Origin of the sequence: Pseudoalteromonas sp. NZS127 (assembly GCF_015864805.1) — a bacterium.
Classification (GTDB): domain Bacteria; phylum Pseudomonadota; class Gammaproteobacteria; order Enterobacterales; family Alteromonadaceae; genus Pseudoalteromonas; species Pseudoalteromonas nigrifaciens.
In genome coordinates this window covers 153,374-175,069 of record NZ_JADYWN010000003.1, presented here as the reverse complement: position 1 = coordinate 175,069, position 21,696 = coordinate 153,374, and the positions used below count along the sequence as shown (strand labels likewise).

Sequence of the window (21,696 nt, the reverse complement as noted above, 5' to 3'; positions counted from 1 at the left end):
ATTAGTCTTTTTGTGCATTTGCGAAAGCAGCAGCCATTGCGTTTTCAAACACTGGCTCGTCTTTCTTAAGCTTTTCTATTACTTCTTTCTCTTCAGCTTCGAAAAGAGCTTTAACAGATAAGCTTAAAGTGCGGTTCTTGCGATCAACACCAACATATTTAACTTCAATTTCGTCGCCTACAGAAACAACAGTAGTTGCATCTTCAACGCGCTCTTGAGCGATATCAGCTACACGGATGTAACCTTCAACGCCTTCGATAAGTTCAATAGTTGCGCCTTTAGCATCAACTTCAGTCACTTTACCTTTAACAATAGCACCTTTTTTGTTTGCATCAAGGTAGTTATTGAATGGGTCAGCTTCGATTTGCTTAACACCTAGAGAGATACGTTCGCGCTCTGGGTCAACTTGCAATACGATAGCAGTGATTTCGTCGCCTTTCTTGAATTCACGTACAGCGTCTTCGCCAGGTGTATTCCAAGAAATGTCTGAAAGGTGTACAAGACCATCAATACCACCGTCAAGACCGATAAAGATACCGAAGTCAGTGATTGATTTGATCTTACCAGTAACTTGATCGCCTTTGTTTTGTAGACGAGCAAATTCCTGCCAAGGATTAGCAATACATTGCTTAAGACCAAGAGAAATACGACGACGTTCTTCGTCGATTTCAAGAACCATAACTTCAACGCTGTCGCCAAGGCTAACAACTTTTGAAGGATGGATGTTCTTGTTAGTCCAATCCATTTCAGAAACGTGAACTAAACCTTCAACGCCTTCTTCGATTTCCACGAAACAGCCGTAATCTGTAAGGTTAGTAACACGACCAGAAAGTTTAGAACCTTCTGGGTAACGACCAGCGATAGCTGCCCATGGATCTTCGCCAAGCTGTTTAAGGCCTAGAGATACACGAGTTTTATCTTTGTCGAATTTAAGAACTTTAACTGCGATTTCGTCGCCAACATTAACGATTTCTGAAGGGTGCTTAACACGCTTCCACGCCATATCAGTAATGTGTAGTAGACCATCAACACCACCAAGGTCAACGAATGCACCGTAGTCAGTAAGGTTCTTAACGATACCTTTAACTTCTTGGCCTTCAACAAGGTTAGCAAGAAGCTCTTCACGTTCTTGTGAGTTTTCAGATTCGATAACTGCACGACGTGAAACAACAACGTTGTTACGTTTTTGATCAAGCTTGATTACTTTAAATTCAAGCTCTTTGCCTTCAAGGTGAGTTGTGTCACGTACTGGACGAACATCAACAAGTGAACCAGGTAGGAAAGCACGGATTGAATCAACTTCAACTGTGAAACCGCCTTTAACTTTACCGTTGATAACACCAGTAACAGTTTCTTGCTCTTCACATGCTTTCTCAAGACGGATCCACGCTTCGTGACGCTTCGCTTTCTCACGAGAAAGGATAGTTTCACCGAAACCGTCTTCAATTGCATCTAGTGCAACATCTACTTCGTCGCCAACAGCAACTTCAAGTTCACCAGCAGCATTTTTGAACTGCTCAGCAGGGATAGCACTTTCTGATTTAAGACCAGCATCTACAAGTACAATGTTGTTCTCGATTGAGATTACTGTACCTTTAACGATAGAGCCTTGCTCTGCTTCAAAACCCTTTAAGCTTTCTTCAAATAACTGCGCAAAATTTTCTGACATACGAATATACGTCTCTATATATTATACCAATAAGCAACCATGCTGCATGGGGTTGTTAAAATAGCACTGGCATCCTGCTGGTGCATAAAATGTGTTTAGCTTCGTTTAGGAAGCCGACCTTCAGAGATAGCCGCATCCAATAAAGTTAATACCTTATCATATACTTGCTGTGCATTAAGCTCGCTAGTATCAAGCTCAATAGCATCCTCTGCAGGCACAAGTGGCGCAACGGCACGATTCATATCGCGATCATCACGCTCTTGAATGTCTTTTAATAGACCACTCAGTGTAACATTAAGACCGCGAGCATTCAACTCAACAAAACGTCGTTTGGCGCGTTCTTGTGCACTGGCGGTTAAAAATATTTTTAGCGGTGCATCTTTAAAAACCACAGTGCCCATATCGCGACCATCAGCAATTAGACCTCGTTCAGTTCTAAATGCGCGTTGGCGACGTAATAACGCTTCACGTACGCGAGGTAGTGCTGCTACTTTTGATGCTGCAGCGCCTACTTCTTCGTTACGGATTGTGGTGCTTACATCCTCACCTTCTAAAACAATCTTTCCTGCACTAGTTTGACTATCTACCAAAAACTGCACATCTAAGTTAGCAGCTAAGGGAACTAATGCATCTTCGTTATCTAATGCGATTTGATGGTGAAGTGCTGCTAGTGATAAAACGCGGTAAATTGCGCCACTATCAAGTACATCCCATCCCAACTTTTCGGCTAACAAGCGACAAACAGTTCCTTTACCTGAACCACTTGGGCCATCTACGGTGATCACGGGCATTAATAACGCCTGCATTTAAACCTCCTACAATGCACACCTAAGTAAACCGCAATATTATACGTCAGTTATTTAAATAGATCGCTATTAGTGTGTAACTTTTTATCAATTAACATCAAAAGCCTACTCACTAACTGATGCTAATACATTGAAAAATGTCGGAAATGTTTTATAAGTACACTTAGGATCATTAATCGTGATTGGCTTTCCACCAACGGCAACCATAGCAAAACACATGGCAATGCGATGGTCATCGTAAGTATCAATTGCCACATCGTTAAAGTGTTTAGGCGGGGTGATTTCTATAAAATCGTGCCCTTCTACAACCTCTGCGCCCACTTTTCTGAGCTCAGTTGCCATAGCGTGTAGTCTATCGGTTTCTTTTACGCGCCAATTATAAATATTACGAATAGCCGTTGGGCCTTTAGCGAAAAGTGCCACAGTGGCTAATGTCATTGCTGCATCCGGTATGGCATTGGCGTCAATATCTACGCCATTAAGCTCGCCTTTACGAACAACTAAACGCTCATCATACCAATCTATTTTAGCACCCACTTGTTCCATTACTTTAGCAAAGCCAATATCGCCTTGCACCGATTTAGCACCAACACCTTTAATTTCAATTTCGCCACCGGCAATTGCAGCTGCGGCTACAAAGTAAGATGCAGAAGACGCATCGCCTTCAACCATAATGCGATCAAGTGACTGGTACTGTTGACCACCTTTAACGGTAAAAGTTGCATAATTACTATGTTCAACTTCTACTCCAAAGCGTGCCATTACATCAAGGGTTATATCAATGTAGGGTTTAGATACTAAAGTGCCTTTAATCGTTATTTTGGTATCGCCGTTAAACAGTGGTGCAGCCATTAGTAATGCTGTTAAAAACTGGCTTGATATACTGCCGTCAATGGCAACTTCACCACCGTTAATTTGCCCACCTATAATTTTAAGCGGTGGGTAATCTTTATTTTTGCAGTAAGTAATATCACCGCCAAGTGCTTGCAGCGCATCGACCAAATGCCCTATTGGGCGCTCTTCCATGCGTGGCTCACCAATCAGTTCATATTCACCAGCAACTGCGGCAAGTACAGCCGTTAAAGGGCGGTAAGCCGTACCTGCATTACCTAAAAACAAAGGCTCTCTTGGGGTTTTAAATACCCCACCAACACCTTGTACAGTAGCAACTGTTCGCTCTGGGTTTAAACTAACGTTAACACCTAATAATTGTAATGCGCCTAACATATGGCGTATATCGTCGCTATCAAGTAAGTTTTCAACAACAGTAGTGCCATTCGCTAATGCCGCCAATAACAATATACGGTTTGATAAGCTTTTTGAACCTGGCAGAGTGACGCTGCCATTAACACGCGAAATAGGTTCTAAGCGTAATTGTTCCATTAGCTATTTTCCTTTGCAAAGGCAGCCATAAAGTCAACAAGCGCTTGCACTCCCTCAAGTGGCATTGCGTTGTAAATACTGGCACGCATTCCACCTACAATTCTATGGCCTTCGAGTGCTAGCAAGCCCGCTTCGTTTGATTGAGCAACAAATTTACTGTTTAAACTTTCGTCATTTAACCAAAAAGGGACGTTCATACGCGAGCGGCTATGCTTAACTACTTTATTAGAATAAAAATCAGAATTATCAATAAAATTATAAAGTAGTTCAGCTTTTGCAATATTTTGTGCTTCCATGGCTTTTACACCGCCATTTTGCTCAAGCCATTGGAATACTTCAGCCGCTAAATACCATGCAAATGTTGGTGGCGTATTAAACATACTGCCCTGCTTGGCCTCTAGTGCATAATCTAAAATACCTGGCTTAGGAAGTCCTTCACGTGCTAGTAATGTTTTACGTACAATAACGATTGCAATGCCAGAAGGGCCTATATTTTTTTGTGCGCCGGCGTAAATTAAATCAAATTGATTAACGTCAATTTCACGCGATAAAATAGTTGACGACATATCTGCGATAATTGGCGCTGTTGGATGACTCGGTACATCAAAAATCTCTAAGCCATCAACGGTTTCGTTAGGGCAATAGTGAATGTACGACGCATCTGCTGGTAATTGCCAGTCAGCCACTGCTTTAATCGAGAACTGACCATCGGTATCGTTACGTACATCAATAGCAGTAGTTTGGGTAAACTTATTTGCTTCATCCGTTGCACTTTTTGACCAAACGCCGTTTTCGCAGTAAACCGCTGATTTATTTTCCTGATGTAAATTTAATGGCACAGCACTAAATTGACCGCGACCGCCACCATGCATAAACAGCACTTCAAATTCATCGCTAATATTCATTAAACGACGCAGGCTCGCTTCACATTTTTTTGTGAGCGCTAAAAACTCTTTACTACGGTGACTCATTTCCATCACCGATACACCCAAACCTTGCCAATCTATAAATTCTTGTTGTGCTTTTTTCATTACTGCTGGCGGTAACATGGCCGGCCCCGCACAAAAGTTATACTTACTCATTACCTTTTCCTCATTCCAGTAATTAAAAAACTAAACACCCGATTACTATTTAATCAGGTTATACACATTAAATTAAAGCTATGATCATTAAGCAGGCTATATTCTCGCTTATAGAATTTAAGCTTTCATTACCTATAAGGCTGCATTAATGCAGCCAACAGAGCAATATAAAACAATTACTGAGAACAACTATATATATAAATTAACGTCTTGCAATTGAGTCTTTTTGCTATTGTAATAATTATTTTATTGCGCAGTATTATTAATATTAGTTTTATTCAACACGATTAAAAAAAGCGGCCAAGGCCGCTTTTTTAATCTCAATTATTCTGAAGGAGGATTATCATCCGCTACTTCATCAATAACCGTATCAACTGTTTCGACGTCTTCGATATCGATTAAGTCACTTTCGGTAACTTCAATCTCTTCTATACGTTGTAAACCAACTACTTGCTCTTCGTCAATAGTTCTGATCAAAATAACACCTTGCGTGTTACGTCCAACCGTAGAAACTTCATTAACGCGAGTTCGTACTAAGGTACCACGATTTGAAATAATCATTATTTCATCGTTATCGTCAACTTGTACAGCACCTACAACCGCACCGTTACGCTCACTTACTTTAATAGACACCACACCTTGAGTCGCACGACTCTTCGCTGGGTAGTCTTCAAGTAAAGTACGTTTACCGTAGCCGTTTTCAGTCACGGTTAAAATAGCACCATCTGTTTTAGGCACAATTAACGATACTACGCGTTGTCCTTCAGGCATTTTAATACCACGAACACCTGTAGCTGTACGGCCCATAGGACGAACACCTTTGAAGCGAATATCAGGATTACCTTCTTCATCTAATACTGGATTACCGTTTTCATCAACAACCGTTGTTTCTTCAGCTTCTTTAAAGCGTACTACTTTACCTGCATCGGTAAACAACATAATTTCGTTGCTGCCATCGGTAACATCAACACCAATTAGGCTATCGCCTTCATTTAGGTTAACCGCAATAATACCGCTTGCACGTTGACGACTGTATGCCGTTAGTGGTGTTTTCTTCACTGTACCAAATGCGGTTGCCATAAAGATGTATTTATCTTCTGCGTACTCGCGTACTGGCAATATAGCGGTAATACGCTCATCTGCCTCAAGTGGTAATAAGTTAACAATTGGTTTGCCGCGCGCTGCACGACTTGCAAGTGGTAACTGATACACTTTAAGCCAATATAAACGACCAGCCGTTGAGAAACACAATATAGTATCGTGCGTATTAGCAACTAATAAACGTTCAATGAAATCTTCATCTTTCATCTTAGTTGCCGATTTACCCTTACCACCACGACGCTGTGCTTCGTAATCAGACAGAGCCTGATACTTAACATAACCTTCGTGAGAAAGCGTTACTACTACGTTTTCTTCGGTAATTAAATCTTCAAGGCTAATATCGTGTGCTGCGGCGTTAATTTCAGTACGACGCTCATCACCATATTGCGCTTTAATTTCAACTAACTCATCGCGAATAACTTCCATTAAACGCTCTGGTGTTGCCAAAATATATAATAGCTCAGCAATTAAATCTAATAACGATTGGTATTCAGTTAGAATCTTTTCGTGTTCTAAACCCGTTAGCTTATGTAAGCGTAAATCTAGGATTGCTTGGGCTTGTTGCTCAGAAATAAAGTATTGACCATCGCGAATACCTAACTCAGCAGCCAACCAATCTGGGCGTGCAACGTTGTCTTCGCCTGCTTTATCAAGCATGGCTTTTACGTTACCTAATTCCCACGAGCGCGCTGTTAAAGCAACTTTTGCTTCAGCAGGTGTTGGTGAATTACGAATAAGCTCAATAATTGGGTCAATGTTTGCAAGTGCAATTGCTAAGCCTTCTAGCATATGTGCACGGTCACGCGCTTTGCGTAAATCAAAAACAGTACGACGAGTTACTACTTCACGGCGGTGAATAATAAACTCTTCAAGCATTTCTTTTAAATTAAAGCACTTAGGCTGGTTGTTAATTAACGCAACCATATTCATACCAAACACAGTTTGTAACTGCGTTTGCGCATATAAGTTATTTAAAATAACTTCGCCTACGTCACCACGTTTAATCTCAATAACGATACGCATACCGTCTTTATCTGATTCATCACGCAGCGCACTAATACCTTCAATTTTTTTATCTTTAACCAGCTCGGCAATTTTTTCAATTAGGCGCGCTTTGTTAACTTGATAAGGTATTTCGTGAACAATGATAGTTTCACGATGCGTTTTTTCATCTACTTCTATTTCAGCGCGGGCACGCATGTACACTTTACCACGGCCAGTTAAATAGGCTTGCTCTATGCCTTTTTTACCGTTGATAATTGCAGCAGTTGGAAAATCTGGGCCCGGGATATAATCCATTAACTCTAAAATAGATAATTCAGGGTTTTGAATGAGTGCTAAACAGCCATTTACCACTTCAGTTAAGTTATGAGGTGGAATGTTTGTTGCCATACCTACCGCAATACCCGATGAACCGTTTACTAATAAGTTAGGAACTCTGGTCGGTAAAACGTCAGGGATTTGCTCAGTGCCGTCGTAGTTAGGAACGAAATCAACCGTTTCTTTTTCAAGATCGGCTAATAATTCATGCGACATTTTTGCCATACGTACTTCTGTATAACGCATTGCCGCTGCTGAATCACCATCAACCGAACCGAAGTTACCTTGACCATCTACTAGCATATAACGCAGTGAGAATGGCTGTGCCATACGTACTATAGTGTCGTAAACAGCACTATCGCCGTGTGGGTGGTATTTACCGATTACGTCACCGACAACACGTGCCGATTTTTTGTAAGGCTTGTTCCAATCATTACTAAGCTCGTTCATTGCAAACAAAACGCGGCGGTGAACAGGTTTTAAGCCATCACGCACGTCTGGTAATGCACGTCCTACAATTACGCTCATTGCGTAATCTAAGTAGGAGTTTTTTAACTCGTCTTCAATATTGACTGGCAGAATGCCATGGGCGAGATCAGTCATTGATATCACATTCCTTCAGTATCAGCTCTTAAACACCCACTATTAGGTATCAAGAGAATTTGTTATTATTGCTAAAGAAACATGCTACCACAATTTATTTAGATTTACAGGCGCAAAACTTTGCGATTTACCAATTTAGCCCTATATAATGCCCCCAGATTGACGAGGAAGTATTTTATGACCGAACATCAAAATGTAGATCACGCAGAAATTGCAAAATTTGAGGCCATCGCAGAGCGGTGGTGGGATTTAGACGGGGAATTTAAACCGCTTCACGAAATAAACCCCTTACGTTTAGACTTTATAGCCAATAAAACTGGCGGTTTATTTGACAAAGAAACACTAGACGTAGGTTGTGGCGGCGGTATTTTAAGCCAAAGCATGGCGCGCATGGGGGCAAAGGTAACCGGCATAGATATGGGGCAAGAGCCTTTAACTGTTGCTAAATTACACAGCCTAGAGACAGGCGTACATGTAGAGTATATTAAAGTACCTGCTGAGCAATACGCATCCGAGCACCCTGCTCGCTTTGATGTAGTAACCTGTATGGAAATGCTGGAGCATGTACCCGATCCGGCTTCTATTATTCATGCTGTTGCAGAGCTTGCAAAACCCGGTGCTGATGTGTTTTTTTCAACACTTAATAAAACTCCTAAAGCCTATTTGTACGCCATTATTGGTGCAGAAAAGCTATTAAAAATGGTGCCTGAAGGTACTCACGATCACAAAAAGTTTATTAAACCAGCACAGTTAATTGCCTGGGCTGAACAAGCGGGTTTAAAAGTGCGCGCCAGTGCTGGGTTATCTTATAATCCATTATCTAAGCAGTACTCGCTTAATACCGACGTAAGCGTAAATTATATTCTGCATTTTGAGAAGTTAGCGTAATGGCCAGCTCTCAATCAACGTCACCTACTATAGAGTACGATGCTTTTTTATTTGACTTAGATGGCACTTTACTCGATACCGCTGATGACTTAGGTGCAGCTTTAAATACCGTGCTGCGTTCACAGCAATTAGATACAGTAAGTCGTGAGATATATCGCGCTGCTGCATCTAATGGCGCAGCAGCCTTGTTAGCAGTCGGCTTTAAAGATAAATGGGTTGAGCAACCACAAGCACAACTCGTTAAGCAATTAATTGACGCTTACGCGGCTAACATAGCCAAACACACCACGTGCTTTGCTGGTATTGAGCCACTACTTATCGAACTGGAGCGAAAAAACATCAAATGGGGGATCATGACTAACAAACCCGGATTTTTAACCGATCCTTTAGTGGCCGCGATCCCTGCTTTAAAAAATGCCTGTGTGGTTATTAGTGGCGATACTTTAGCTGAAGCTAAACCTTCGCCTTTACCTTTACTGCATTGTGCCAAGCTAATGGACGTTGCGCCAAATCGCTGCTTGTACATTGGCGATGCTTTGCGTGACATTCAAGCAGGTAAAGCGGCGGGTATGCACACCGCAACTGCTCTTTGGGGTTACGTGCCTAACTTAACCGAAGTTTTGAGCTGGCAGGCCGATTTTAATTGGCAAAGCCCTATTGAAGGTTTTAACCATATATAGTGCTATGTTAATTATTAAACACTATATATTGTGATTGTGTTAGTTTTCACACAAAGCCTGCTGATAAAAAAAGCAGTCAAAATATATTTTTAAAAAGCGTAAATTTAGTAGATCCTTAGTTGATTTTTGTAAATTTCAACTTAACCGAATGTTCGAAGGTTAATGCTTACTAACACAAATGTGTTATCCCGACGTTATCCACAATTAGGGGCAATTCTGTCCCTTGCAAAACAACGCGGACCACACTATCTTGTGATCTCTAATTTGAACAACACCAGATATTGTGGCTAAATGTTATTCAATAAAATCGCCTGAATTGGTGTAAACAATAATAAATGAATAGATACTCTGTTATTTTGGAGTATTAATCATTGGTCAAAATACTTAATTTCCAAGGAATACAGGCAAAACTATGAACCAACAGTTATCTGTAAGCAAACGTGACGGCCGTAAAGAGCCACTTGATCTTGACAAGATCCATCGCGTTATTGAATGGGCCGCCGAAGGGTTAAATAACGTTTCGGTTTCGCAAGTTGAATTAAAATCACACATTCAATTTTACGACGGTATTCGTACTAAAGATATTCACGAAACCATCATTAAAGCTGCAGCCGATCAGATTTCAAAAGAATCTCCTGATTATCAGTATTTGTCTGCACGTTTAGCTGTATTCCATTTACGTAAAAAAGCGTATGGCCAATTTGAGCCACCACGTTTATTTGATCATGTAACAAAAATGGTTGGCGACAAACGCTACGACGCTCATTTACTGGTAGATTATACAGAGCAAGAGCTTGACGAATTAGACGAATACCTAGATCACAGCCGCGACCTTAACTTTAGTTATGCTGCGGTTAAACAGCTTGAAGGTAAATACTTAGTTCAAAACCGTGTAACCGGTGAGATTTATGAAAGCGCACAGTTTTTATATATTTTAGTCGCTGCTAGCTTATTTGCTGACTATCCTCGCGACACACGTATTGCGTATATAAAACGTTTTTACGATGCGATTTCATTGTTTAAAATTTCATTACCTACGCCAATTATGGCAGGTGTGCGTACCCCAACACGCCAGTTTAGCTCGTGTGTATTAATTGAATGTGGCGACAGCCTTGATTCTATTAACGCTACCTCGTCTGCAATTGTTAAATACGTATCGCAACGTGCCGGCATTGGTATTAACGCAGGTCGTATTCGTGCACTGGGCAGCCATATTCGCAATGGCGAAGCGTATCATACGGGTTGTATTCCCTTTTATAAGCACTTTCAAACAGCGGTTAAAAGCTGTTCGCAAGGTGGTGTACGTGGCGGCGCAGCAACCTTGTTCTACCCGCTTTGGCATTTAGAAGTAGAAAACCTGTTAGTGCTTAAAAATAACCGCGGGGTTGATGACAACCGCGTGCGTCATTTAGATTACGGTGTGCAGTTTAATAAACTAATGTACTCGCGTTTAATTAAAGACGACTACATTACCTTGTTTAGCCCCTCTGATGTGCCAGGCCTTTACGATGCATTTTTTGAAGACCAAGACGAGTTTGACGCGCTTTACGTAAAATACGAACAAGACGAATCAATTCGTAAAAAACGCATTAAAGCCATTGAACTGTTCTCAATGTTTGCTCAAGAGCGTGCAAGTACCGGTCGTATTTACTTACAAAACGTTGACCACTGTAATACGCACAGCCCGTTCATTGCTAAAGTGGCACCTATTCGTCAATCTAATTTATGTTTAGAAATTGCATTACCAACTAAGCCGTTGGATAACGTAAACGACGAAGAAGGCGAAATTGCGCTATGTACACTTTCTGCGTTTAACTTAGGGGCTATTGAGTCACTAGATGAACTTGAAGAATTAGCTGAGCTTGCTGTACGCGCTTTAGATAACTTACTTGATTTTCAAGACTACCCTGTACCGGCTGCAAAAAATGCCACTATGGGTCGTCGTACTCTAGGAATAGGCGTAATTAACTACGCATACTACCTAGCTAAAAACGGTAAGCGTTATTCAGATGGCAGCGCAAATGCACTTACGCACAAAACATTTGAAGCAATTCAATACTACTTAATGAAAGCATCAAACGAGCTTGCTAAAGAACGTGGTGCATGTCCTAAGTTTAACGAAACAACCTACTCTCAAGGTATAATGCCAACAGATACGTACAAGCGAGATCTTGACAAAATTTGTGATGAGCCACTGCACCTTGATTGGGATGCATTACGTGCCAGCATTAAAGAGCACGGTATGCGTAACTCAACGGTAAGTGCGCTAATGCCATCAGAAACATCGTCGCAAATTTCTAACGCAACAAACGGTATTGAGCCACCACGTGGACATATTAGCGTTAAAGCGAGTAAAGACGGTATTTTAAAGCAAGTTGTACCTGAATATGAACGTTTAAAAGATAACTACGAGTTACTGTGGGATATTCCTTCAAACGATGGTTACTTACAACTTGTGGGTATAATGCAAAAATTTATTGACCAGTCTATTTCGGCCAATACAAATTATGATCCTGGTAAGTTTGAAGGCGGTCGTGTACCGATGAAAGTCTTATTAAAAGATTTGCTTAGCGCCTACAAACTGGGTGTTAAAACCTTGTACTATCACAATACCCGCGATGGTGCATCTGATGCACAAGAAGATACACCGGATCTTGAAGATGATGATTGCGCAGGCGGCGCATGTAAAATTTAATTTTTGAGTTTTTATTTTAAGCGGGCACTAAGCCCGCTTTATTCTGATAGTTTTTTGAGTGATAAACATGTCTTATACTACCTTTAGTCGTAAACATAATAACCAAATGGAAGAGCCAATGTTTTTTGGCCAAACCGTTAACGTATCTCGTTATGATCAACAAAAATACCCTATTTTTGAAAAACTAATTGAAAAGCAGCTTTCGTTTTTTTGGCGCCCAGAAGAAGTAGACGTAAGCAAAGACCGCTTAGACTTTCAAGCATTACCTGATCATGAAAAGCATATATTTTTAAGTAACTTAAAATATCAAACATTGCTTGATAGCGTACAAGGGCGTTCACCAAACGTGGCCCTACTGCCTATTGTATCGCTACCAGAGTTAGAAACATGGATAGAAACGTGGGCGTTTAGTGAAACGATTCACAGCCGCTCGTACACGCATATTATTCGTAATGTTACCCAAGCACCTGAACTTATTTTTGATGACATAGTTAGCAATGATAAAATTAGCGAACGTGCCGATGCGGTAACAAAATACTACGATGATTTAATTAACTCAGTGTCGCTTTACAATTTATACGGTGAAGGCAAACACGAGATTAACGGTAAATCTGTTGTTGTTAATTTATTTGAGCTGAAAAAGAAACTTTACCTGGCAATGATGTCGGTAAATATTTTAGAAGCGATTCGCTTTTATGTCAGCTTTGCATGTTCGTTTGCGTTTGCTGAGCGTGAATTGATGGAAGGTAACGCTAAAATAATCAAGCTTATTGCCCGCGACGAAGCACTACATTTATCTGGCACTCAGCATATTTTAAATATTATGCAAGACGGTAAAGACGATCCAGAAATGGCGATTGTTGCTGCGCAGTGCCGCGACGAAGCAATTAAAATGTTTGTTGATGCTGCAGAGCAAGAAAAAGAATGGGCCGAGTACTTATTCAAAGATGGCTCAATGATTGGCTTAAATAAACACATTTTATGTCAGTACGTTGAATACATTACCAATGCTCGAATGACAGCCATAGGTTTTCCTGCACAGTTTAAAAACAACAGTAACCCTATCCCATGGATAAACTCTTGGTTGGTGTCTGATAACGTGCAAGTAGCACCACAAGAAGCTGAAATTAGCTCCTACCTTGTTGGTCAAATAGACTCACAAGTTGATGCCTCTGAATTTGGTGACTTTGATTTATAATGACTGATCGACCTACTGCAAGCATTACGCTTGCAGAAACCAGCCAGTGCTTAGAGTTTAGTGCTGGCTGCCCTTCAATTTTACATTGCTTAGAATCCATGAAAATAGACGCAGCTTTTCAATGCCGAGAAGGTTATTGCGGCGCTTGTAGAGCAACTTTAGTGTCGGGTAAAGTTGATTATAACGAAGAGCCTCTAGCGTTTGTACGCGATGGTGAAATACTGTTGTGTTGCTGTAAACCTAATGGCGACATACATATTAAACTTTAACTTCAACTTCAACTTCAACTTCAACTTCATTTAAACCAAACAGTCTAAAACTCACCTTCTAATCAATTTCAAGTACTTTTAAACCACTTAGTTTAAAAGTACTTATTAGCCCTTTTTAAAAAGCATACCCATAAACTAAATTAATTACTTTTTATAAACACTTAATAATCAACATCTTAAAAATAAAATCACCAATTAATTTCTAAAACCAGCAAGGTTATACTATAACATCATTGAACCGTCGCTTTTGTAGTGTTATATTATATCACAACATAACAACCACGAACTTAAAGACTCATGACTAAGCTAACATTAATTTCCTCTGCAATTTTTTCTGTTTTATGCTCTCACTCTGCACTTGCTGCCACTGTTAATGGCAAAGTAATAGATGAAAAAAATCAACCTATTGAAAACGCTACTATTCATGTACACGGTAAATCTCAAAGCGTTAAAACTAACAAGCTTGGCGAGTTTACCATTGATATTGATGCGAGCGGCCAGCTGCATATTAGCAAAGATAACTATAGCGATTCACGCATTACGGTAACCGAGTCATCAAACAATATTGCAATTGCTTTAAAGCCAACCTCTATTGAAACCGTAGTTGTGTTTGCATCAGCCTTGCACAAAAGTAGCTTAGAAATGATTTCTCCGGTGAATGTACTGTCGGGTGATGAGCTAAGAAACAAGTCAAAACCAACGCTTGGCGAAACCCTAAAAGGCTTACCGGGCGTTAACGCGAGTTATTTTGGCCCTGTTTCATCAAGCCCAATTATTCGTGGTTTAGATGGCCCTCGTGTTAAAATTATGCAAAATGGCTTAGACAGCAGTGATGCATCGCGCATTGGTCCTGATCATGCTACTTCTAGCGACAGCTTAGCTGCTGAACAAATAGAAGTACTACGTGGTCCAAGTACTCTACTGTATGGCTCAGGTGCTATTGGTGGTGTGGTAAACGTAGTTGATAACCGCATTCCTACTAATAACATAGATAAACTAACCGGTGCGGTAGAATACAGTCACGATTCGGTATCCAACGCGAATACCTACGCTGCAAAGTTAGAGACGGGTTATAACAATTTTAACTTTCATTTTGATGGCACTAAACGCAGCGGCGATGACTATCAAACACCACGATTTAACCAGCTTCACGAAGATGGTGATGTTGAGAGTAAAGATTCTGTAGAAAACACCTTTATCGACAGTGAAACCGTTAACTTTGGTACTAGCTACGTAGGTGAGCATTTAACGGTTGGGTTTTCTTACGGTAAAATAAAAACGGATTATGGCATTCCAGGTGACGAACATTCTCATGCACACGACGAAGAGCCGGTTGCCGATGAAGATGAAGAAATCCCCGTTTACGCACATTTAGAGCAAGATCGCTGGCAAGGCCTATTAAGCTATGCGCTGCATAATAATTGGATTGAAACCATTAACTTGCGTTTAGGCTATACAGATTACTTACATAGTGAAATTGAAAATGGTGAAATAGGCACTACATTTAAAAACAAAACCACTGAAGCACGCTTAAACATAGAGCATAAGTTTGCCAATTGGCATGGCATGATTGGCTACCATTACAGCGACTCAGACTATGATGCCAACGGCGAAGAAGCATTTACGCCAGCCAGTATAACCACCACTAATGCTTTATATTTATTAGAAGAACGTGAGTTTGGTGATGTAACTGTTGAGTTAGGTGCGCGAGTTGAAGACTATAAAATAAAAAGCCAAATAGCAGCGCAACAGCATAGCCATGATGACACGCAAACAAGCAATGCTGAAGTACTTGACTACACTAAAAGCTTTACTAACCTAAGCGCTTCTATGGGTGCCATTTGGCAATATACCCCTGGATACAGTATAGCAATGAGCCTTTCACATTCAGAACGTGCCCCGCTCTCTGCAGAGCTATTATCTAATGGCTTACACATTGCAACTGGTACCTATGAGCTTGGCCTAGGCTATCATATTGAAGACGGTGAAGCGCATTTTGAACCCGAGAATATCAAACAAGAAACCTCAACCAATATTGATTTAGGTTTTAGACGCTTTAGCGGTGACTTTGGTTACTCTGTAAACTTTTTTTATAATGATATTAAAAACTTTTACTTTCAAGAAAATACTGGCTTAGTATTTGATGAAGAACATGGTTTAGAAGCGGCTGATAACGGCCACGACCATGGTGTGGCGGTGTATCAGTTTACCAGTAAAGACGCCGAGCTGTATGGCTTAGAGTTTGATGCGCATTATAAAGTTAACGCAAGCACCTTGGTTAAAGTATTTGGTGACTCTACGCGAGCAAAACTAAAGCAAGACGATGAAAACTTACCTCGTATCCCTGCTAATAAATTAGGCTCTGAGTTGCAATACACCTTAGGTAATTGGCAATTCGCATTAACCGGTACCCATTATTTTTCACAAAGCGATATTACCGCCTATGAGACTAAAACCGATGGTTATACTTTATTTGATGCACAAGCTAACTATCAGCTAGATTTAGGCAACCTTGATACACAACTGTATATCAACGTTGATAATATTACTGATGAGCTTGGCTTAGTACATAGCTCATTTATTAAAGACACCGCCCCATTACCAGGTAGAAACTTGCGCTTTGGTATTCGCGGCTACTTTTAACAATATACTTTAACTACCGCTAATCATTAATAAGCCCCCTTGCTATGCTGGGGCTTATTGCTTGCTAAAGTGCAGTTTTTTACATCTTCTTTATACATATTTCACTTTAAATACTTTTCACAAAAAGAAAAATGAGTGTAAATAAGCAGATAAAAAGTTAAATATACCGCTAGACACAAAAAAACCGCATTCAATTTAATGAATGCGGTTTTTTATTTATTGTTTAAGAAAACTTAAGCAATAATTTCGTGTAGCTCAACATCAAATACTAGTGTTGAGTAAGGTGCGATTGCAGCACCGGCACCACGTTCACCATAAGCAAGGTCATGAGGAACGTAAAGACGCCATTTAGTACCCGCTGGCATCATTTGTAATGCTTCAGTCCAGCCTTTGATCACGCCACCTACTGGGAATTCAGCAGGTTGACCGCGCTCGTATGAGCTATCAAAAACAGTACCGTTAATTAATGTACCGTGGTAATCAACACGTACAGTAGACTCAGCTGTTGGCTTATCGCCTTCACCTGTAGTAATTACTTCGTATTGAAGACCTGACTCAGTTACTGTGATTTCAGGACGTTTTGCATTTTCTTCTAGAAATGCAATGCCTTCAGCAGCAAGTACTTGTGATTCTTGCTCACGACGAGCTTGAATTTCTTCATTGATTTTTTCAAAAGCAGCTTGGATCTCAGGGATCTCAACTTGAAAAGCGCTACCTGCGTACGCATCTTTCATGCCTTCAAACACTGAATTTAGGTTTAAGCCTTCAAAAGGATTAGACTTAAGTTGCTCACCCATTTGTAAGCCAATACCGTAACTTGCTTTTTCAGCATCTGTAGTAAAATTATCTGACATAATGTGTTTTTCACGTTTTGTTAGTTAAAAGACGCGACTATGCTATCACAAAATAAACCCGCTTTGGGGCTAGTTTTTACTGTGTTTTACTTTAATTAGGCCAACAATATAGGTACTCACTGGTAAACTGCATAAAATTCCAGCAAGCAGCGCTAAAGTGAGTAATCCACTGGCGCCAAATAATAAAAACGGAATTACCACAAGCCCAACTAAACCTATAAATACTGAGCCAATAACCGGCCAAAATTTATCGTATTTAGTAATTAAATGAGCCACTAAAATATTAAAACCGAGGGCATAAACAAAGGCGGTAATAACAGGGTTATTTGGTTGCGCATCAAGTGCCATTTTGACTAATAAACTTATTGCACTTTGATATAAATAAGCAAACACAATCCATAATAAAACGTGTTTAACTAATTGCTGTGAGGTTGAAAGGTTAGTTGTTTTTGACATACAAGTTCCACAAAGCAAAAAACCGCCAATAAGGCGGTTTTTTTAAATAATGGTGGAGAGATAGGGATTTGAACCCTAGATGGGCTATAAACCCATGCCGGTTTTCAAGACCGGTGCATTCGACCACTCTGCCATCTCTCCGCACGGCGCGAATGATAGGGGGAAATGCCAAGTTTGTAAAGGCTTATAAAGCATAAAATCGTTAAAAATAATTTTATGCTTAAAATTAAAGCAATCTATTAAAATACCAAGGGTTATTAATTTAGCGACTGCTAAATTTAACAAAGGTGTTTATTTTAGTAATATTGCTTTGGCCTGCGTGCAATCCAAGAACAAAGCAAACACACAAATAAACTTAAAGTTAAAAATGTTACACTTTGAAATATTAAATCAAATCGATTTAAATCATCATTAGGCACTACTACAACCACAAATGCAGGCAATACGGTTAGTAATAACACATAACAACATATTTTAAATGCACGACCAAAGTCATAGCGTTTAGATTGTTGCATCCACCAGGTTAAAACAACTAATACAGCCATTGATGAGGCAACAATAAAATGTGCTTTACTGGTACTAATTGCAACATAAAGGGTTATTAAAGCGCCTATGGCGCCCCAAAAAGACCAGGCTAGCCAACTTTCTTTTTCACGTAAAAATAAATTTCCCATTAATTTCGTCTTCTTTATCTTTGTTTTTATTAAGACTTTCCATACTTTATCAAAAAACAATCGATTAAAAAACAAACTGCAGAAGGAGTTTTATAGATTACGCATCCTAGCACTTCTCACAGCTAAACTACTTAACATGAACTCTGGTTAAGATATTTACTAACAACTTTAATAATAATGATATTTAAACGTATTTTCTCTAGCCAGAGATTTTCAGTGGCCTATTACAAGTAAATTCAACGCAGTTAACGCTGAAAATAGCTGCTTGAGATAAATTTATTATCAAGAGTTCAGTTTCTTACACATCTACTTTAACATACAAGCGTTAATGGTGTATGAGTATAAGTAGGGCAAAAAGTTCATCTTATTTTATAAGTAGCTGAAAAAATCAGCAGTTTTATGACGAGGCGACTTTTTACACTCAACAGCAGGTGTGCCTAAATACAAATAGCCTACTATTTCGTCTTGCTCATTTAATTTTAATGCCTGTTTAACTGCAGGGCTTTGCGCAAAAAAACCAGTTCGCCAAATACCACTAAGCCCTTGAGCAAAAGCCGCTTGTTGCATAGCAAACACGCTACACCCTGCGCTTTGTATTTGCTCAATTCGAGGGACTTTTGGGTGTTCTTGATACTTTGCTATAGCAATAATAATCATAGGCGCGCGCAACGGGTGCTCTTTTGTGCGCTCAATCATTTTTTCGGCTTGTTGCTCTGCAATTGCACTTTGCTGAAAAATGTCGCCTAATTTATGGCGCGCATCACCCTCTACAACAATAAATTGCCAAGGTGCAATACAACCATGATCGGGAACACGCAGCGCAGCTTGCTGGATCACTGCGAGTTGCTCTTCATTAGGGCCTGGCTCTGTTAATTTGGCGTCAGATTGACGGGTCAATAATAATTCAATCGCGTTCATAACCATCTCTCAAAATAAAAGCTAGCATAGCATTGATTTAACATAGAAAAATAAAGCGCTGTAATATCAGTGCTCACTTTAGCAAGAATAATAGATAAACAGCCTAAGCTGTATATTTACAGGCGGGATAAACTTATACCCCGCCTTAATAGCGGGGTATAGTATGCAGTAGCTAATTGGTTATAACAAGCAGACTAACCTATTGGTTAAGCTGGGGTGTTATATCTCTCTGGCAATTTGCAGCGCTTCATAAATAGCACGTTTGGCATCAATTGCGGTGGCAAGCTTAGCCCCCCCAATAACATGCACTTTGGCGTTGTCGCTTTGATTTGCCAATACTTCATTATTAGAAACCTGACCAATACAGGCAATCACAGTATCTACAGCTAATACTTGCTTATCTCCTGCAACCGTAACGGTTAAACCATTTTTATCAAAACTATGGTACTGACAATCAGCAATTTGTTTAACGCTATGTTGTTTAGCTACTTGGCGATGTATCCAGCCTGTTGTTTTACCCAAATCACTACCAAAGCGCCCTGCACTGCGCTTTAACATATACAGTTGGCGATCATCTTTATGGGGTTTAGCTTCGCACTCAATACCCCACTGGCTTTTAAAGTCACTAATACTTTGCGACTTTTGCTCGCTTAAAAAAGCCACCATATCAAACCCGATTCCACCGGCGCCTAATATAGCAATTGATTTACCTAACTCTACTTCACCACGAATAACTTCATCGTAGGCAAATACGCGTTTACCATCACTGCATTCAATACTTGCCTCACGCGGCCTTACCCCTGTGGCAAATACAATGTCATCATAGTGTGCAAGCATGCTGTCGTTGTATGCTTTACCTAACTCAACCGTTACGTTTAAACGCTCAAGCTCATTAGTGTAATACGCTAAGGTATGATTAAAGTCTTCTTTTCCAGGTATTTGCATGGCTAAATTGAATTGGCCACCCATTTGCATTTTTTGATCAATCAGCGTTACCGTATGGCCTTTTTCTGCCAAATAACAACTTGATGATAAACCCGCAGGCCCTGCACCAACTACTAATACCTTTTTAGCTTTAGTGGTTTTTTCTAGTGGGTAGTCAAGTTCAAAAGCAGCTTGTGGGTTAACTAAACAAGTCGCACGTTTGCCTTTAAATACGTGATCCAAACATCCTTGGTTACACCCTATACAAATATTAATATGCTTTGATAACTGATTATTATATTTATTAAAAAACTCCGCATCAGCCAGTAATGGCCGCGCCATCGAAATTAAGTCGGCATCACCTGCGTTTAGTATTTCGTTAGCTATTTCTGGGGTGTTAATACGGTTTACCGCTATAACGGGTACTTTAATGACATCTTTTAAGCGTTTTGACGCTTCTTTAAACGCCCCTGGCGGAACCATACTAGCAATTGTAGGAATGCGCGCTTCGTGCCACCCTATTCCAGTATTAAAAATATCAACACCCGCTTTTTCAAGTTCAAGCGCTTGAATAGTTACTTCGTCAGGGGTCGAGCCATTAGGAATTAAATCCATAACCGACAGCCTAAAAATAATTAAAAACTGCTCCGATACCTTAGCCCTAACCGCTTTAACTATTTCAACGGCTAAACGCATTCTATTTTCTAAACTGCCACCAAACTCATCGTCTCGTTTATTAGTATACGGCGCCATAAACTCGTTAATTAAATACCCTTCAGAGCCCATTACTTCAACGCCATCGTAACCTGCTTTTTCAGCCATGTAGGCTGAATGTGCAAAGTCTTTAATGGTTTTTTTAATTGAGCTTAACGACATTGCCTTTGGCTTATAAGGACTAATAGGTGCTTTAATTGCGCTCGGAGCTTGATTAAAAGGGTGATACGCATAACGCCCGGCGTGAAGTAGTTGCAAACATATTTTGCCACCATGTTTATGTACTGCGTTGGTGTAAGCACGATGTTTAAAAACATCGTAATAACTATTAAAGGATGACGAAATAGGCGTTAATTTACCGCGTAAATTTGGGCTATAGCCCCCGGTAATTAACATGGCAGTACCACCTTTAGCACGTGCTTCGTAAAAGGCACGTAGGCGTTTGCGGTTGTGCCAACCTTCTTCAAGGCCGGTGTGCATTGAGCCCATTACTAAGCGGTTACGTAATTGTGTGTGTTTTAATTGTAATTGTTGTTCTAACATCCTGTGCCCCATTAACTGGTCTAACCTGTGTGCATTGATCAATTCTGCTTTAATACCGACCAATAAGCAATATCTGAACTTAGTATTTTAATAAACTGTTACACATTAGGCTAACAATACCCACTTTTCGGCTATTGCAAGCCTACTTTTTAAATTCCAAAAAACGAAATTGAAGTTTATTTTGATAAAAATGTGAATAGCAACAGTGGCATAATTAGCTTTATAAATACTTCGTTACGATTTAGCAGTTAAATTTATTTATATTCTGAGCTAAGA

General features: G+C 40.0%; 16 protein-coding genes and 1 tRNA gene. 6 read left to right on the top strand and 11 right to left on the bottom strand.

Annotation, left to right across the window (positions count from 1 at the left end):
* Position 1: 1 nt before the first annotated feature.
* The 5 genes from rpsA to gyrA form a co-directional block, all read right to left on the bottom strand.
* Entirely contained in the window at positions 2-1,669 is a 1,668-nt protein-coding gene (rpsA, locus tag I6E78_RS04330; protein WP_011328105.1) for a 30S ribosomal protein S1, read from the bottom strand.
* A 95-nt stretch (positions 1,670-1,764) separates the two neighbouring features.
* Positions 1,765-2,475 (bottom strand): (d)CMP kinase, encoded by a 711-nt coding sequence (gene cmk / locus I6E78_RS04325; protein WP_058373333.1) that lies wholly within the window; start codon positions 2,473-2,475, stop codon positions 1,765-1,767.
* A gap of 105 nt (positions 2,476-2,580) precedes the next feature.
* Positions 2,581-3,858, bottom strand: a complete 1,278-nt coding sequence (gene aroA / locus I6E78_RS04320) for a 3-phosphoshikimate 1-carboxyvinyltransferase (protein ID WP_197182033.1) — start codon at positions 3,856-3,858, stop codon at positions 2,581-2,583.
* Positions 3,858-4,940 (bottom strand): 3-phosphoserine/phosphohydroxythreonine transaminase, encoded by a 1,083-nt coding sequence (serC, locus tag I6E78_RS04315; protein ID WP_197182032.1) that lies wholly within the window; start codon positions 4,938-4,940, stop codon positions 3,858-3,860. Before serC ends, aroA begins: the two co-directional genes overlap by 1 nt.
* A 324-nt stretch (positions 4,941-5,264) precedes the next feature.
* Positions 5,265-7,964 carry a DNA topoisomerase (ATP-hydrolyzing) subunit A gene (gene gyrA, locus I6E78_RS04310; RefSeq protein ID WP_197182031.1) on the bottom strand — a complete coding sequence of 900 codons (2,700 nt, stop codon included), beginning with the start codon at positions 7,962-7,964 and terminating at the stop codon, positions 5,265-5,267.
* 177 nt (positions 7,965-8,141) lie between these two features.
* Here gyrA and ubiG point away from each other — a divergent pair, with 177 nt between their 5' ends.
* From ubiG to I6E78_RS04280, 6 genes are all read left to right on the top strand, one after another.
* Positions 8,142-8,852 (top strand): bifunctional 2-polyprenyl-6-hydroxyphenol methylase/3-demethylubiquinol 3-O-methyltransferase UbiG, encoded by a 711-nt coding sequence (ubiG, locus tag I6E78_RS04305; protein ID WP_086996055.1) that lies wholly within the window; start codon positions 8,142-8,144, stop codon positions 8,850-8,852.
* Entirely contained in the window at positions 8,852-9,532 is a 681-nt protein-coding gene (locus I6E78_RS04300; RefSeq protein ID WP_197182030.1) for an HAD family hydrolase, read from the top strand. The genes ubiG and I6E78_RS04300 overlap by 1 nt, the downstream gene beginning before the upstream one ends.
* A gap of 412 nt (positions 9,533-9,944) precedes the next feature.
* Positions 9,945-12,227 carry a class 1a ribonucleoside-diphosphate reductase subunit alpha gene (nrdA, locus tag I6E78_RS04295; protein WP_011328098.1) on the top strand — a complete coding sequence of 761 codons (2,283 nt, stop codon included), beginning with the start codon at positions 9,945-9,947 and terminating at the stop codon, positions 12,225-12,227.
* A gap of 67 nt (positions 12,228-12,294) precedes the next feature.
* Entirely contained in the window at positions 12,295-13,425 is a 1,131-nt protein-coding gene (nrdB, locus tag I6E78_RS04290; RefSeq protein ID WP_011328097.1) for a class Ia ribonucleoside-diphosphate reductase subunit beta, read from the top strand.
* On the top strand, positions 13,425-13,694 hold the full coding sequence (gene yfaE / locus I6E78_RS04285; protein ID WP_197182029.1) for a class I ribonucleotide reductase maintenance protein YfaE: 270 nt from the start codon (positions 13,425-13,427) through the stop codon (positions 13,692-13,694). Before nrdB ends, yfaE begins: the two co-directional genes overlap by 1 nt.
* 297 nt (positions 13,695-13,991) lie before the next feature.
* Positions 13,992-16,337: a TonB-dependent receptor gene (locus I6E78_RS04280; RefSeq protein ID WP_197182028.1), complete on the top strand. Its 2,346-nt coding sequence runs from the start codon at positions 13,992-13,994 to the stop codon at positions 16,335-16,337.
* Between the two features lie 233 nt (positions 16,338-16,570).
* On the opposite strand, the gene I6E78_RS04275 is transcribed toward I6E78_RS04280, so the two are convergent.
* The 6 genes from I6E78_RS04275 to I6E78_RS04250 form a co-directional block, all read right to left on the bottom strand.
* A complete protein-coding gene (locus I6E78_RS04275; RefSeq protein ID WP_011328094.1) occupies positions 16,571-17,191 on the bottom strand; it encodes an FKBP-type peptidyl-prolyl cis-trans isomerase in 621 nt (206 codons plus the stop codon).
* Positions 17,192-17,260: 69 nt separating this feature from the next.
* Positions 17,261-17,647, bottom strand: a complete 387-nt coding sequence (locus I6E78_RS04270; protein ID WP_197182027.1) for a hypothetical protein — start codon at positions 17,645-17,647, stop codon at positions 17,261-17,263.
* 50 nt (positions 17,648-17,697) lie between these two features.
* A tRNA-Ser gene (locus tag I6E78_RS04265) sits at positions 17,698-17,788 on the bottom strand.
* Positions 17,789-17,943: 155 nt separating this feature from the next.
* Positions 17,944-18,321, bottom strand: coding sequence for a hypothetical protein (locus tag I6E78_RS04260; protein WP_197182026.1), 378 nt, complete (start codon positions 18,319-18,321; stop codon positions 17,944-17,946).
* Positions 18,322-18,690: 369 nt separating this feature from the next.
* The gene (locus I6E78_RS04255) at positions 18,691-19,239 is read right to left on the bottom strand and encodes an NAD(P)H nitroreductase (RefSeq protein ID WP_197182025.1); all 549 of its coding nucleotides are present in this window, start codon (positions 19,237-19,239) and stop codon (positions 18,691-18,693) included.
* 219 nt (positions 19,240-19,458) lie between these two features.
* Positions 19,459-21,420, bottom strand: a complete 1,962-nt coding sequence (locus I6E78_RS04250) for an oxidoreductase (RefSeq protein WP_197182024.1) — start codon at positions 21,418-21,420, stop codon at positions 19,459-19,461.
* Between the last annotated feature and the right edge of the window lie 276 nt (positions 21,421-21,696).

What these genes read in the sequence shown, in the direction of transcription:
- rpsA (WP_011328105.1), bottom strand. Translation starts at nt 1,669, where the DNA reads ATGTCAGAAAATTTTGCGCAGTTATTTGAAGAAAGCTTAAAGGGTTTT.
- cmk (WP_058373333.1), bottom strand. Translation starts at nt 2,475, where the DNA reads ATGCAGGCGTTATTAATGCCCGTGATCACCGTAGATGGCCCAAGTGGT.
- aroA (WP_197182033.1), bottom strand. Translation starts at nt 3,858, where the DNA reads ATGGAACAATTACGCTTAGAACCTATTTCGCGTGTTAATGGCAGCGTC.
- serC (WP_197182032.1), bottom strand. Translation starts at nt 4,940, where the DNA reads ATGAGTAAGTATAACTTTTGTGCGGGGCCGGCCATGTTACCGCCAGCA.
- gyrA (WP_197182031.1), bottom strand. Translation starts at nt 7,964, where the DNA reads ATGACTGATCTCGCCCATGGCATTCTGCCAGTCAATATTGAAGACGAG.
- ubiG (WP_086996055.1), top strand. Translation starts at nt 8,142, where the DNA reads ATGACCGAACATCAAAATGTAGATCACGCAGAAATTGCAAAATTTGAG.
- I6E78_RS04300 (WP_197182030.1), top strand. Translation starts at nt 8,852, where the DNA reads ATGGCCAGCTCTCAATCAACGTCACCTACTATAGAGTACGATGCTTTT.
- nrdA (WP_011328098.1), top strand. Translation starts at nt 9,945, where the DNA reads ATGAACCAACAGTTATCTGTAAGCAAACGTGACGGCCGTAAAGAGCCA.
- nrdB (WP_011328097.1), top strand. Translation starts at nt 12,295, where the DNA reads ATGTCTTATACTACCTTTAGTCGTAAACATAATAACCAAATGGAAGAG.
- yfaE (WP_197182029.1), top strand. Translation starts at nt 13,425, where the DNA reads ATGACTGATCGACCTACTGCAAGCATTACGCTTGCAGAAACCAGCCAG.
- I6E78_RS04280 (WP_197182028.1), top strand. Translation starts at nt 13,992, where the DNA reads ATGACTAAGCTAACATTAATTTCCTCTGCAATTTTTTCTGTTTTATGC.
- I6E78_RS04275 (WP_011328094.1), bottom strand. Translation starts at nt 17,191, where the DNA reads ATGTCAGATAATTTTACTACAGATGCTGAAAAAGCAAGTTACGGTATT.
- I6E78_RS04270 (WP_197182027.1), bottom strand. Translation starts at nt 17,647, where the DNA reads ATGTCAAAAACAACTAACCTTTCAACCTCACAGCAATTAGTTAAACAC.
- I6E78_RS04260 (WP_197182026.1), bottom strand. Translation starts at nt 18,321, where the DNA reads ATGGGAAATTTATTTTTACGTGAAAAAGAAAGTTGGCTAGCCTGGTCT.
- I6E78_RS04255 (WP_197182025.1), bottom strand. Translation starts at nt 19,239, where the DNA reads ATGAACGCGATTGAATTATTATTGACCCGTCAATCTGACGCCAAATTA.
- I6E78_RS04250 (WP_197182024.1), bottom strand. Translation starts at nt 21,420, where the DNA reads ATGTTAGAACAACAATTACAATTAAAACACACACAATTACGTAACCGC.